General features: G+C 71.1%; 12 protein-coding genes and 1 pseudogene. 7 read left to right on the forward strand and 6 right to left on the reverse strand.

All coding sequences use genetic code 11. The features are described 5' to 3' along the window. Positions 1-177: 177 nt before the first annotated feature. The 3 genes from ABZU25_RS28590 to sucD all read left to right on the forward strand — a co-directional run bounded on the left by ABZU25_RS28590 (position 178) and on the right by sucD (position 3,087). On the forward strand, positions 178-582 hold the full coding sequence (locus ABZU25_RS28590; RefSeq protein ID WP_355032459.1) for a cobalamin B12-binding domain-containing protein: 405 nt from the start codon (positions 178-180) through the stop codon (positions 580-582). Positions 583-1,018: 436 nt separating this feature from the next. After that, on the forward strand, positions 1,019-2,197 hold the full coding sequence (gene sucC, locus ABZU25_RS28595) for an ADP-forming succinate--CoA ligase subunit beta (RefSeq protein WP_355032460.1): 1,179 nt from the start codon (positions 1,019-1,021) through the stop codon (positions 2,195-2,197). A gap of 2 nt (positions 2,198-2,199) precedes the next feature. Then, positions 2,200-3,087, forward strand: a complete 888-nt coding sequence (gene sucD / locus ABZU25_RS28600) for a succinate--CoA ligase subunit alpha (RefSeq protein WP_355032461.1) — start codon at positions 2,200-2,202, stop codon at positions 3,085-3,087. 74 nt (positions 3,088-3,161) lie between these two features. On the opposite strand, the gene ABZU25_RS28605 is transcribed toward sucD, so the two are convergent. Then, entirely contained in the window at positions 3,162-3,428 is a 267-nt protein-coding gene (locus tag ABZU25_RS28605; RefSeq protein WP_355032462.1) for a DUF4190 domain-containing protein, read from the reverse strand. A 198-nt stretch (positions 3,429-3,626) separates the two neighbouring features. Between ABZU25_RS28605 and ABZU25_RS28610 the strand changes: the two genes are divergently transcribed. Beyond that, the gene (locus ABZU25_RS28610; protein WP_355032463.1) at positions 3,627-4,916 is read left to right on the forward strand and encodes a DUF6350 family protein; all 1,290 of its coding nucleotides are present in this window, start codon (positions 3,627-3,629) and stop codon (positions 4,914-4,916) included. A gap of 89 nt (positions 4,917-5,005) precedes the next feature. On the opposite strand, the gene ABZU25_RS28615 is transcribed toward ABZU25_RS28610, so the two are convergent. After that, positions 5,006-5,554 carry a DUF4190 domain-containing protein gene (locus ABZU25_RS28615; RefSeq protein WP_355032464.1) on the reverse strand — a complete coding sequence of 183 codons (549 nt, stop codon included), beginning with the start codon at positions 5,552-5,554 and terminating at the stop codon, positions 5,006-5,008. A 288-nt stretch (positions 5,555-5,842) separates the two neighbouring features. On the opposite strand from ABZU25_RS28615, the gene purN reads away from it, so the two are divergent. Continuing rightward, positions 5,843-6,463, forward strand: a complete 621-nt coding sequence (gene purN, locus ABZU25_RS28620) for a phosphoribosylglycinamide formyltransferase (RefSeq protein ID WP_355032465.1) — start codon at positions 5,843-5,845, stop codon at positions 6,461-6,463. Next, positions 6,460-8,031 (forward strand): bifunctional phosphoribosylaminoimidazolecarboxamide formyltransferase/IMP cyclohydrolase, encoded by a 1,572-nt coding sequence (gene purH, locus ABZU25_RS28625; RefSeq protein WP_355032466.1) that lies wholly within the window; start codon positions 6,460-6,462, stop codon positions 8,029-8,031. Before purN ends, purH begins: the two co-directional genes overlap by 4 nt. A gap of 65 nt (positions 8,032-8,096) precedes the next feature. Here purH and ABZU25_RS28630 read toward each other — a convergent pair whose 3' ends face one another. From ABZU25_RS28630 to ABZU25_RS28645, 4 genes are read right to left on the reverse strand one after another with little or no spacing between them, the layout of a single operon-like run. Continuing rightward, entirely contained in the window at positions 8,097-9,134 is a 1,038-nt protein-coding gene (locus ABZU25_RS28630; RefSeq protein ID WP_355032467.1) for a dipeptide ABC transporter ATP-binding protein, read from the reverse strand. After that, positions 9,115-10,146 (reverse strand): ABC transporter ATP-binding protein, encoded by a 1,032-nt coding sequence (locus ABZU25_RS28635; RefSeq protein WP_355032468.1) that lies wholly within the window; start codon positions 10,144-10,146, stop codon positions 9,115-9,117. The genes ABZU25_RS28630 and ABZU25_RS28635 overlap by 20 nt, the downstream gene beginning before the upstream one ends. Before the next feature lie 7 nt (positions 10,147-10,153). After that, entirely contained in the window at positions 10,154-11,110 is a 957-nt protein-coding gene (locus tag ABZU25_RS28640; RefSeq protein WP_355032469.1) for an ABC transporter permease, read from the reverse strand. Then, positions 11,103-12,041 (reverse strand): ABC transporter permease, encoded by a 939-nt coding sequence (locus tag ABZU25_RS28645; RefSeq protein WP_355032470.1) that lies wholly within the window; start codon positions 12,039-12,041, stop codon positions 11,103-11,105. The genes ABZU25_RS28640 and ABZU25_RS28645 overlap by 8 nt, the downstream gene beginning before the upstream one ends. Positions 12,042-12,187: 146 nt before the next feature. On the opposite strand from ABZU25_RS28645, the pseudogene ABZU25_RS28650 reads away from it, so the two are divergent. Further along, a pseudogene (locus ABZU25_RS28650) lies at positions 12,188-12,282 on the forward strand (endo-1,4-beta-xylanase); the annotation flags it as partial.

Below are 12,282 nucleotides of genomic sequence, written 5' to 3' on the forward strand. Positions count from 1 at the left end.
GACTGCGGCCAGTGCCGGACCACGCCGGGGCGGTGCGCCTCGCTCGGGCGGGTATCTCTTGGCTGGCCGTGGTCCCGCCGGGCGGTGGTCGGGCGTCGAGCCCGGATTTTCCGGGCCGGGTCCGCCGGGTTACCGTTCGTTCAGGTGAAGGCCGTGTAGCCGGTGAAAGGTGTGCTGATGAGCTCTCGAATTCGGGTCGTCGTCGCCAAGCCCGGTCTGGACGGCCACGACCGGGGAGCGAAGGTCGTCGCGCGCGCACTGCGGGACGCGGGGATGGAGGTCGTCTACACCGGCCTGCACCAGACCCCCGAGCAGATCGTGGAGACCGCCATCCAGGAGGACGCCGACGCGGTCGGCCTGTCCGTCCTCTCCGGCGCGCACATGACGCTCTTCCGGCGGGTGCTGGAACTGCTCGGCGAGCGGGATGCCCGCGACATCGTCGTGTTCGGTGGCGGCATCATTCCGAAGGGCGACATTCCCGAGTTGGAAAAGCTGGGCGTCGCAAAGATCTTCACGCCGGGCGCCACCACTCAGGCGATCGTCGAGTGGGTCCGACAGAACGTCGCGCAGCCGGTTTCCTGAGGCTCGTCGCGACGGTCCCCTTCGGCGACCGGATCTGGGCACGGGGGAGGGGCCGGACGCACCCCTCACACGTCCGGCCCCTCTATGCACGATGCCCCGCCGCCACCCCTCGACCGACAGGGCATCGGCCGTCTCCCGTCATCGCGCTGTTCAGCGCTCCGACATCTGACTCAACGACGCCCCCACGGCCGGGTTACGCAACCAGGGCAACATCGCCCGGACGGTGGATGCGGCCCGAGTCATGGCCGGAACCGGCCGCTCCCGATGTCCGGTTGTGCATTACCGCACACCGCGCACCCGCTCGGTTGCCGGCGGTGCCGACCTCGCTAGGCTGCGGCCAATGGCCTGTTTCAACTGATGACAGGCGTCAAACTGTTTTTTGAACGCTGGTGGCGGCGCGACGGCGCGCCGCGGAGACGGGACGGGACGCGCAATCGTGGACCTGTACGAGTACCAGGGGCGGGACCTGTTCGAGCGGCACGGCTTGCCCGTGTTGGCCGGCGGCGTCGCCACTACCCCGGAAGAGGCCCGTGCGATCGCCGAACGCCTCGGCGGTCGCGTGGTCGTCAAAGCGCAGGTGAAGGTCGGCGGCCGAGGTAAGGCCGGCGGCGTCAAGCTGGCCGAGGGCGCCGAGGAGACGGTGGCCCGCGCCACCGACATCCTCGGCATGGACATCAAGGGCCACACCGTCCACAAGGTCATGATCACGGTGACCGCGGACGTGGCCGACGAGTACTACTTCTCGTACCTGCTCGACCGGGCGAACCGCACCTTCCTCTGCATCGCCAGCGTCGCCGGCGGCATGGACATCGAGCAGGTCGCCGCCGACACCCCCGACAAGGTGGTGAAGGCCCCGATCGACGCCGTGAAGGGCGTGGACGAGGCCAAGGCCCGCGAGATCGTGACCGCTGCCGGCTTCCCGGCCGAGGTCGCCGACCAGGTGGTCGAGATCGCCGTCGGCCTGTGGCAGGCGTTCGTCGCCGAGGACGCCACCCTGGTCGAGGTCAACCCGCTCGCCAAGAACGGCGACGGCCGGATGCTGCTGCTGGACGCCAAGATCAGCCTGGACGAGAACGCCGCGTTCCGGCACCCGGACCACGAGGCGCTCGTCGACCAGGCCGCGGTGGACCCGCTGGAGCAGGCCGCCAAGGCCAAGGACCTCAACTACGTCAAGCTCGACGGCGAGGTCGGCATCATCGGCAACGGCGCGGGTCTGGTCATGTCGACCCTCGACGTCGTCGCGTACGCCGGGGAGCGGCACGGCAACGTCAAGCCGGCCAACTTCCTCGACATCGGCGGCGGCGCGAGCGCCGCGGTGATGGCGAACGGGCTGGAGATCGTGCTCTCCGACCCGGCCGTGAAGAGCGTCTTCGTCAACGTCTTCGGCGGCATCACCGCCTGCGACGAGGTCGCCAACGGCATCATCCAGGCGCTGGCCCTGCTGGAGCAGCGCGGCGAGCAGGTCACCAAGCCGCTCGTCGTCCGTCTCGACGGCAACAACGCCGAGGCCGGCCGGGCGATCCTGGACGGCGCGAACAACCCGCTCGTGCAGCGGGTGGACACCATGGACGGTGCGGCCGAGCGGGCCGCCGAGCTGGCAGCTGCGGGGGTCTGATCATGGCTATCTGGCTGACCAAGGACTCGAAGGTCATCGTTCAGGGGATGACCGGTTCCGAGGGTTCCAAGCACACCCGGCGGATGCTCGCCGCCGGCACCAACGTGGTGGGCGGCGTCAACCCGCGCAAGGCGGGCCAGAAGGTCGACTTCGACGGCACCGAGTTGCCGGTCTTCGCGTCCGTCGTGGACGCGATGGCCGAGACCGGGGCCGACGTCACTGTCATCTTCGTGCCGCCGCAGTTCACCAAGGCCGCAGTGGTCGAGGCGATCGACGCCGCGATCGGCCTGGCCGTGGTGATCACCGAGGGCGTGCCGGTGCACGACACCGCGTCGTTCTGGGCGTACAACGTGGCGAAGGGTGAGCAGACCCGGATCATCGGGCCGAACTGCCCCGGCATCGCCTCGCCCGGCGCGTCCAACGCCGGCATCATTCCGGCCGACATCACCGGCTCCGGCCGGATCGGCCTGGTCAGCAAGAGCGGCACGCTGACCTACCAGATGATGTACGAGCTGCGCGACATCGGCTTCTCCACCTGCGTCGGCATCGGCGGCGACCCGATCATCGGGACCACCCACATCGACGCCCTGGCGGCGTTCGAGGCCGACCCGGAGACCGACGCCATCGTGATGATCGGCGAGATCGGTGGCGACGCCGAGGAGCGGGCCGCCGAGTTCATCAAGGCGAACGTCACAAAGCCGGTGGTCGGCTACATCGCCGGCTTCACCGCCCCGCCCGGCAAGACCATGGGTCACGCCGGGGCGATCATCTCCGGCTCGGCCGGCACCGCCGAGGCGAAGCAGGCGGCGCTGGAGGCGGTCGGGGTCAAGGTCGGCAAGACGCCGACCGAGACCGCGAACCTGATGCGGGAGATCATGTCCGGCAACTGAGCCGGCCAGGCAACACCGAAGGGGGTCGACCGGTGACGGTCGACCCCCTTCGGCGTACGCGCGCTCTTCGCCTGTCAGTCGTTGTTCCAGAACGGGTAGTTGCCTGTCGCGCGCAGGATCGCCCCGCCGATGATGTTGATCACGCCGAACACGATGGCGAGGTAACCCAGCAGCGGCGACTGCCCGTACCGGCGGGCGTCCCGGATGGACAGGTAGCCGAAGACGATGCCCAGGATGCCGCAGCAGATCAGCCCCAGCACGATGCCCAGCACACCCCAGAGCGTGGTCCGGTCCCGTCCCCGGGCCGGTGGGGGCGGGGGTGGCGGGTATGGCGTCGTCACAGCTTCCTCCGGGCGGTCGTGGACGGCGAGCCGGCCGGACCGCGACCGGCGGACCCGACCCGGGCGGCAGCGTCTCGCGCCCCCTGTGGCCGAGGCTAGACCGGACCGGGTCGCCGGGGCCCTGGTTCGGCCAACTCGTCGCCCTTTGGACGGGTTAACGGACTGCCACCGCCTTCACGACGTGCCAGAGTAGAGCGGATGTCCCCCGTCACCCCTGACCGTCCCAGCCGTCCCGGTGGTGTGAGCGCCGACCACCGGCCGGTCGATCGTGCCGCACCGGCCCGACGGGTGCCCGCGCCCCGCGCGGGCGGGTCGCCACGCGGGCGTGCGCCGTTGCCCGTCGCCGCCGGGGTGGCCGCCTGCTGGGCCGCGCTCACCTCCTACCTGCCGGTTGCCCTCGTGCTCGGCCTGGTTCAGCTCGGCGCGGATTCCGGCACTCTGACCAACACCCTGCGCACCGCGCTGGCCGGCTGGCTGCTCGGGCACGGCGTGCCGCTGCACACCGCGGCCGGTCCGCTCGGGCTCGCCCCGCTGGCGCTGACCGTGCTCGCCCTGTGGCGGCTGACCCGGGCCGGCGTGCACGTCAGCCGCGCGCTCGGCGCCCGCGACACCCGCTCGCCGCGTCGGGCGCTGCTCGCCGCGGGTGCGGTCGGCATCGCGTACGCGCTGCTTGGCGCGCTCGCGGCGGTGCTGATCGGCACCGACGGACCGGACGTGTCCGTGCTCCGGGCCGGAGCGACGTTCGCGGTGGTCGGCACCCTCGCCGCGCTGGTCGGCGCGACCCGCGTCACCGCCGTGACCCGGCTGCTCGTCACCCGGCTGCCCGGCCCGGTGCGCCACGGCGTGCGCACCGGCCTGGTGGCCGGGCTGCTGCTGCTCGGGGCGGGTGCCGGCGCGGCTGGCCTGGCGGTGGCCACCGGCGGCGGCGACGCGGCCGACATGATCGGCGCGTACCGGACCGGGGTCGCCGGGCAGGCCGGGATCACCCTGGTCAGTGCCGCGTACGCGCCGAACGCGGCGATCTGGTCAGCCAGCTACCTGCTCGGGCCGGGTTTCGCGGTCGGCACCGACACCGCGGTCCGCACCAGCGAGGTGTCGGTCGGCGCGTTGCCGGCCGTGCCACTGCTCGCCGGCCTGCCGCGAGGTCCGGTGGACGGCTTCGGCGCTCTCCTGCTCGCGGTGCCGGTGCTGGCCGGGATGGTCGCCGGCTGGTTGCTCGCCCGCCGGGTGGCGCGACTCGCCGGGCCGGAGCGGGCCCCGCAGCGCTGGGCTGAGGTGCTGGTGCCGGCGGCGCTGGCCGGGCCGGTGGCCGGGGTGCTGCTCGGCGTGGCCGCCGCGGTGTCCGGCGGGCCGCTCGGTGCCGGTCGGCTGGTCCAGGTCGGGCCGGTGGGCTGGCAGGTCGGGGCGGTGGCGGCAGGCGTCATCGCGGTCGGCGCACTGCTCGGTGCCGCGGCCACCCGAGTGCTCAACCGCGCCCCCGCGCAGTAGGCCGGGACGCCCAGCCGCGTCTGTCGGGCGGGTGAACGAGCGCGGGGCGCCCCGGACGAATCCGGAGCGCCCCGTCGACAGCGAGCTGGTCAGGACTGGCCGGGGAGCGTGACCTGTGCCACGACGAGCAGGATGATCAACAGGATGCCGAGCCCGACGCCGACCGCGCCGCAGATCAGGCCGGCCTTGGCCTGCCCGGCGTTGTTGGCCTGGCCCTGGGCGACCTTCTGCCGGGCGAGGTAACCGGTGACCACGGCCGCGATGCCGACCGGGATGCCCAGGTAGAAGCAGCAGAGCAGCGGGATCGACGCGATACCGAGGATCATCGACACCAGGCCGAGGGTGTTGTTCTGCCCCGCGGCCTGCGGGTATCCGGCGTTCGGGTACGTCGGGGCGCCGCCGTACTGGGGCTGCTGCTGGCCGTACGGGTCCTGGTACGGCGGCTGCTGGCCGTACGGCTGCCCCGAGGTGGGCTGCTGGCCGTACGGGGCCTGCGGTGCCGCGTACGGGTCCTGCTGGCCGTACGGCTGGCCGGAGGTGGGCTGCTGGCCGTACGGGGCGGCTGGCGGCTGGGGGGCGGTCGGGTCCTGGTTGGGCTGCTGGCCGTACGGGTCCTGACCGGGGTTACCGGGCTGCATTCGAGAAGCTCCTTGGACTGGTTCCGTCAGTTACTGCTGTTGTTCCATCCATGATCGCGGTCAGTCCTCCCGATGCCCAGTGCGGCAAGCGGGGAACATCTTTCCCGAAGCGCAGAAAAAGGCCCTTCTTGACCAGTTCCGCGTGTCGGGCCAGTGCCGGAGCGCGGGTCGACGGGACGTTCGGCCCGAGCGTGCGGCAGCGTACCGGGTCGATGCTCGTCGGCGCCGTCAAAGATCGGCGCACCGCCCAGCGGAAGGGCATCCTGACCTGCCCGATAGGGTGGCCCGGTGACCGAGCCCGCGCCTGTCGCCCGCATCGTCGTCCTCGTCTCCGGCTCCGGAAGCAACCTCCAGTCGTTGCTGGATGCCGCCGCCGACCCCGCGTACGGTGCGCAGGTCGTCGCGGTCGGCGCGGACCGCGACGGCATCGCGGGCCTGGACCGGGCTGAGGCGGCCGGGGTGCCGACCTTCGTCGAGCGGGTCCGTGACCACGACACCCGGGAGGACTGGGACGCCGCGCTCACCGCGCACGTCGCGAAGCACCAACCCGACCTGGTCATCTCCGCCGGTTTCCTCAAGCTGGTCGGCCCGCAGTTCCTCGCCGCCTTCGGTGACCGCTACCTGAACACCCACAACACCCTGCTGCCGGCGTTCCCCGGCATTCACGGTCCGCGGGACGCCCTCGCCTACGGCGTGAAGCTCACCGGGGCCACCCTCTTCTTCGTCGACGCCGGCATGGACACCGGGCCGATCGTCGCGCAGGTCGCGGTGCCGGTGCTCGACGGCGACGACGTGGACACGCTCACCGAGCGCATCAAGGAAGCCGAGCGGCGCCAGCTCGTCGAGCAGGTCGGTCGCCTGGTCCGCGAAGGCTGGACCATCACCGGAAGGAAGGTCACGGTTTCGTGAGTCCCACTCAGGACGGGCGCCGCCCGATCAGGCGGGCGCTGGTCAGCGTCTACGACAAGACCGGGCTGGTCGAGCTGGCCCAGGCCCTGCACGCGGCCGGTGTGGAGATCGTGTCCACCGGCAGCACCGCGGGCACCATCGCCGCCGCCGGGGTGCCGGTGACGCCGGTGGAGACGGTGACCGGGTTCCCCGAGGTGCTCGACGGCCGGGTGAAGACCCTGCACCCGAAGGTGCACGCGGGTCTCCTCGCGGACCTGCGCAAGGACACGCACGTGGCGCAGCTCGACGAGCTGGGCGTGGCGGCGTTCGACCTGCTGGTCTCCAACCTGTACCCGTTCCAGGCGACCGTCGCGTCCGGCGCCGGCGTCGAGGAGTGCGTGGAGCAGATCGACATCGGTGGCCCGGCCATGGTGCGGGCCGCCGCCAAGAACCACGCCTCGGTCGCCGTGCTCACCGACCCGACCGGTTACCCGGCCCTGATCGGCGCGCTCGGCGAGGGTGGCTTCACAGTGGCCCAGCGTCGCGCGCTGGCCGCGCGGGCGTTCGCCGACATCGCCGAGTACGACGTCGCGGTGGCCCGGTGGTGCGCCCAGGAGTTGGCGCCCGCCGACGACTGGTGGCCGCAGTTCGCGGGGCTGGCGCTGCGCAAGACGACGGCGCTGCGCTACGGCGAGAACCCGCACCAGCCCGCCGCGCTCTACACCGACCCGGACGCCCCGGCGGGGCTGGCCCAGGCCGAGCAGTTGCACGGCAAGGAGATGTCGTACAACAACTACGTCGACGCCGACGCCGCCTGGCGGGCCGCGAACGACTTCGCCGACCAGCCGGCGGTGGCGATCATCAAGCACGCCAACCCGTGCGGCATCGCGGTCGGCGCGGACGTCGCCGAGGCGCACCGCCGGGCGCACGCCTGCGACCCGGTGTCGGCGTTCGGCGGCGTCATCGCGGTCAACCGGCCGGTCTCGGTAGAGCTGGCCCGGCAGGTCGCCGAGATCTTCACCGAGGTGGTGGTCGCCCCCGGCTTCGACGAGGGCGCGGTCGAGGTGTTGCAGGGCAAGAAGAACATCCGGCTGCTGCGGGCACCGGCCTGGACGCCGGCCCTGGTGGAGTTGCGGCCGGTGACCGGCGGCGTGCTGGCCCAGGTCGCCGACCGGGTGGACGCCCCCGGCGACGACCCGGCCAGCTGGCGGTTGGCGACCGGCGAGGCCGCCGACGAGGAGCTGCTGCGGGACCTCGCGTTCGCCTGGCGGGCGGTCCGCGCGGTGAAGAGCAACGCGATCCTGCTCGCCAGGGACGGCGCCACCGTCGGGGTCGGCATGGGTCAGGTCAACCGGGTCGACTCGGCGCAGCTCGCGGTCACCCGCGCCGGTGCCGACCGGGCCCGCGGCGCGGTCGCCGCCTCGGACGCGTTCTTCCCGTTCGCCGACGGCCCGCAGATCCTCATCGACGCCGGTGTGCGTGCCATCGTGCAGCCCGGCGGCTCGATCCGCGACGAAGAGGTCATCGCGGCGGCCAAGAAGGCCAACGTGACGATGTACCTGACCGGAACCCGCCACTTCTTCCACTAGCCCGGACCGGACGGAACGACCCGCCAACCCCCATGATCAACGGGGTTGGCGGGTCGGAGTCCGCCTCAGGCCGGGGTGGTTGGGCGGAGTTCGGCGAAGTGGCAGGCCGACGGGTGCGGGTCCGCCGCTCGGGGGACCGTTGCCGGGTCTTCGACGGCGCAGATGTCCTGGGCCTTCCAGCACCGGGTCCGGAAGTGGCACCCGCTCGGCGGGTCGGCCGGGCTCGGCACGTCGCCGACCAGCCGGATCATGTTGCGCTGGTCGCGGGCCTCCGGGTCCGGCACCGGCACCGCGGAGAGCAGAGCCTGGGTGTACGGGTGGGTGGCTCGCTCGTAGATCTCGTCCTCGGTGCCGATCTCCACGATCCGGCCGAGGTACATCACCGCCACCCGGTCGGCGATGTGCCGCACCACGGACAGGTCGTGGGCGATGAAGATGTACGAGAGTCCCAGCTCGTCCTGGAGCTGCTTCAGCAGGTTGATCACCTGAGCCTGGATGGAGACGTCCAGCGCCGACACCGGCTCGTCGCAGACGATCACCTCGGGCCGCAGGGCGAGCGCACGGGCGATGCCGATGCGCTGCCGCTGGCCGCCGGAGAACTGGTGCGGGTACCTGTTGATGTGCTCCGGGTTGAGCCCCACCAGGTCGAGCAACTCCTGGACCCGCTTCTGCTTGCTGCCCTTCGGAGCGGCATCCGAGTGGATCTCGAACGGCTCACCGATGATGTCGCCGACGGTCATCCGCGGGTTCAGTGAGGTGTACGGGTCCTGCATCACCATCTGCATGTTGCGGCGTACCCGACGCAGCTCGCCCCCGGAGGCCTTGAACAGGTCCCGACCTTCCAGGGTGGCCCGGCCGGAGGTGGGCGTCTCCAGTCGCATCAGCAGCCGGGCGAGGGTGGACTTGCCGCAGCCGGACTCGCCGACCACGCCCAGCGTCTCGCCCCGACGCAGCTCGAAGCTCACCCCGTCGACGGCCTTGACCGCGCCGATCTGCCGCTGGAACAGGACGCCCTGCGTGATCGGGAAGTGCTTGACCAGGTTGTCGACGGAGAGGATCGTCTCGCCGCGGACCTTTGTGGGGTTAGCGGGCGACGCTGTCATCACGGACCTCCTGCGCGAAGTGGCAAGCGCTGGTCCGGCCGTCGCCGAGGACCAGGTCGTGCGGTACGACGTCCACGCAGACCTGCTGGACGTACGGGCACCGGGGGTGGAACGGGCAGCCGGACGGGATGCGCATCAAATTCGGCGGCAACCCCTTGATCGTCGACAGTTCCGCACCGCGGACGTCCAGGCGCGGGATCGACTCCAACAAACCCTTTGTGTACGGGTGGGCGGGCGCCTTGTAGAGCGAGCGGACGTCGGCGTGTTCGACGATCCGGCCGGCGTACATGACCGCGATCCGGTCCGCGACACCGGCGACCACACCCAGGTCGTGGGTGATCAGGATCATCGCCATGTCGCGTTCCCGGCGCAGGTCGGCCAGCAGGTCCATGATCTGGGCCTGGACGGTCACGTCGAGCGCGGTGGTGGGCTCGTCGGCGATCAGCACCTTCGGGTCCAGCGCCAACGCCATGGCGATCATGACGCGCTGCCGCATGCCGCCGGAGAACTGGTGCGGGTAGTCGCCGATCCGCTTGGCGGCCCCCGGGATCTTGACCAGGTCCATCAACTCGGTGGCGCGGCGTCGGGCGTCGGACCGGGACATCCCGGCGCGCTGGCGCAGCGTCTCGCCGATCTGCCAGCCGACCGGAAAGACCGGGTTCAAGGCGGAGAGCGCGTCCTGGAAGATCATCGCGATCTCCGTGCCGCGTACCTGCCGACGCTGCTCCTCGGAGCGGGTGAGCAGGTCCTGACCCTGGTAGAGGATCTGGCCGGAGCGGACGAACGCCGGTGGGGTGTCCAGGATGCCCATGATCGCCTGGGCGGTGACCGACTTGCCCGAGCCGGACTCGCCGAGCACGGCAAGCGTCTCGCCGGCGTCCAGGTGGTAGGACACGCCGTTGATCACCCGGGCTACGCCCTCGTTGGTGCGGAACTCGACGTGCAGGTCCCGCAACTCCAGCAGGTGGCCGCCCTCGGGTGTGGCGGAGGCGGGTGTGGGTTGGACGGTCATGGGTTTCTCACCGCAGCTTCGGGTCGAAGGCGTCACGGATCGCGTCGCCGAGCATGATGAACGCCAGCACGGTCAGCGCGAGGAATGCCGACGGGACGATCAGCGGGGTGGCCGCCTCCCGCATGTGGATGCGACCGGTGTCGATGTCCTGGCCCCACGAGATGGTCGGCGCCTTCAGGCCGATGCCCAGGAAGGAGAGCGTCGCCTCGGCCGCGATGAACGAGCCGAGCGCGATGGTCAGCACGACGATGACCGGGGCCAGCGAGTTCGGCAGGATGTGCCGCCACATGATCCGGCTGTTGCCGGCGCCGAGCATCCGGGCCGCCGCGACGTAGTCCTGCTCCTTCGCGGTGATCACCGAGGAGCGGACCACGCGGGCGGCGGTGGTCCAGCCGAGCAGGGCCAGCACGAAGACGACAGCGCCGATCCGGGCCCACTGGTTGTCGCTGGACACCCGCTTGAGCAGCACGATCGCGGCCAGCAGCAGCGGGATGCCGAGCACCACGTCGATCACCCGGGAGAGCACCGCGTCGACCCAGCGGCCGAAGTAGCCGGCCAGCATGCCGATCACCAGCGCGATGATCCCGGTGCCGAGCGCGGCGAGCGCGCCGACCAGCAGCGAGGCGCGGGTGCCGTAGACCGCCCGGGAGTACGTGTCGCAGCCCTGGAAGTCGTACCCGAAGATGGCCCCGCCGGACGGCCCGGCGTGCTGCCGGGACAGCAGGCAGTCGTTCGGGTTGTTGGCGGTGAACACCCCGGGAAGCAGCGCCATCAGGGTGAAGATGACGACCAGCGCCAGCGAGATCCAGAAGACCGGATTGCCGCGCAGGTCGCGCCAGGCGTCCCCGGCCAGGCTGCGGGGCTTGTTCGCGGCGCCGACCTGGTTGGGTGTGCCCGGCTCGCCCGAGGGGCCACGGCGTGCGGCCTGGTTCTCGCTGGCCGCCACGGTCTCAAAGTCACTCATAGCGGATCCTCGGGTCGAGTACGGCGTACAGAACGTCCACCACCAGGTTCGAGAGCAGGTAGACCACGACGAGCACGCTGACGATGCCGACCACCAGGGGGCCGTCCTCGGTGCGGATGCCGCGGAAGAGGTTGAAGCCCACGCCGGGGATGTTGAAGACGCCCTCGGTGATGATCGCGCCGCTCATCAGGTTGCCCAGTTCCACGCCGAAGAAGGTGATCACCGGGATGAGCGAGTTGCGCAGCACGTGGACGACGACGATGCGGCGCTTGACCAGGCCCTTGGACCGGGCGGTCCGGACGTAGTCCGCGCGCAGGTTCTCCGCTACCGAGGCCCGGGTGAGCCGCAGGGCGGTGGCCAGCGACAGCGAGCCGAGCACGATGCCCGGCAGGAGGAGTGCGTAGAACGTCGGGTCGGAGCCGGCGGTGGGTGGGAAGAGCTGCCACTTGACGCCCAGGAAGTACTGCGCCAGCGGGGCCAGCACGATGGTCGGGATGCCCAGTACCAGCAGGGTCAGCACCAGCGTCGAGTTGTCGAAGATGCTGGCCCGGCGGATGCCGGCGAGCACGCCGGCGGTGACCCCGAAGATGATCGCCACGGCGAGCGCGATGAGCGCGAGCCGGACGGTGACCGGCCAGGCCTGCTGGAGGATGTCGCCGATGTTCCGACCGGTGAGCGACTCGCCCAGGTTGCCCTGGAGCAGGTTCTTCACGTAGTCGAAGTAGCGGTAGAAGAAGCCGCCGACGCCGGTGGCGTCCAGGTGGTACTTCTCGGTCAGGTAGGCCCGTTGGGCCGGCGTCACCGGCCGCTCACCGGCGAGCGCCTGGATGGGGTCGCCCTGCCCGGCGAATGTCAGCGCGTAGACGATCAGGGTGGTCCCGAAGAACGCCAGGACCATCTGCAGTAGGCGCCGCAAGATGTAGCGGAACATGCTTAGCAGTCTCTCCGGAAATGTGCGAAAGGGTCGCAGGACGGCATCTCTGGTCGTACCCGAAATATCCGAGACGCGCCGTCCGGCCCGGGGAAGCCGGCACCACCGACGCCGGGTCCGCTACTGCGACCCGGCCCGGTGGCCAGGGCATCCTCACCGTGTGGGGCATCCGCGACAGCGACTCGTGGCTGGCCTCGCAGACGCCGCTGCTGTTCAACAGCAACGGGTCCAAGAAGGCGGC

The organism is Micromonospora sp. NPDC005215 (genome assembly GCF_040607915.1).
GTDB lineage: Bacteria > Actinomycetota > Actinomycetes > Mycobacteriales > Micromonosporaceae > Micromonospora.

Bases quoted from the DNA above. Each gene is read 5' to 3' on its own strand.
- ABZU25_RS28640 (WP_355032469.1), bottom strand. From the start codon at position 11,110: ATGAGTGACTTTGAGACCGTGGCGGCCAGCGAGAACCAGGCCGCACGC.
- ABZU25_RS28615 (WP_355032464.1), bottom strand. From the start codon at position 5,554: ATGCAGCCCGGTAACCCCGGTCAGGACCCGTACGGCCAGCAGCCCAAC.
- ABZU25_RS28645 (WP_355032470.1), bottom strand. From the start codon at position 12,041: ATGTTCCGCTACATCTTGCGGCGCCTACTGCAGATGGTCCTGGCGTTC.
- ABZU25_RS28610 (WP_355032463.1), top strand. From the start codon at position 3,627: ATGTCCCCCGTCACCCCTGACCGTCCCAGCCGTCCCGGTGGTGTGAGC.
- ABZU25_RS28590 (WP_355032459.1), top strand. From the start codon at position 178: ATGAGCTCTCGAATTCGGGTCGTCGTCGCCAAGCCCGGTCTGGACGGC.
- ABZU25_RS28635 (WP_355032468.1), bottom strand. From the start codon at position 10,146: ATGACCGTCCAACCCACACCCGCCTCCGCCACACCCGAGGGCGGCCAC.
- ABZU25_RS28630 (WP_355032467.1), bottom strand. From the start codon at position 9,134: ATGACAGCGTCGCCCGCTAACCCCACAAAGGTCCGCGGCGAGACGATC.
- sucD (WP_355032461.1), top strand. From the start codon at position 2,200: ATGGCTATCTGGCTGACCAAGGACTCGAAGGTCATCGTTCAGGGGATG.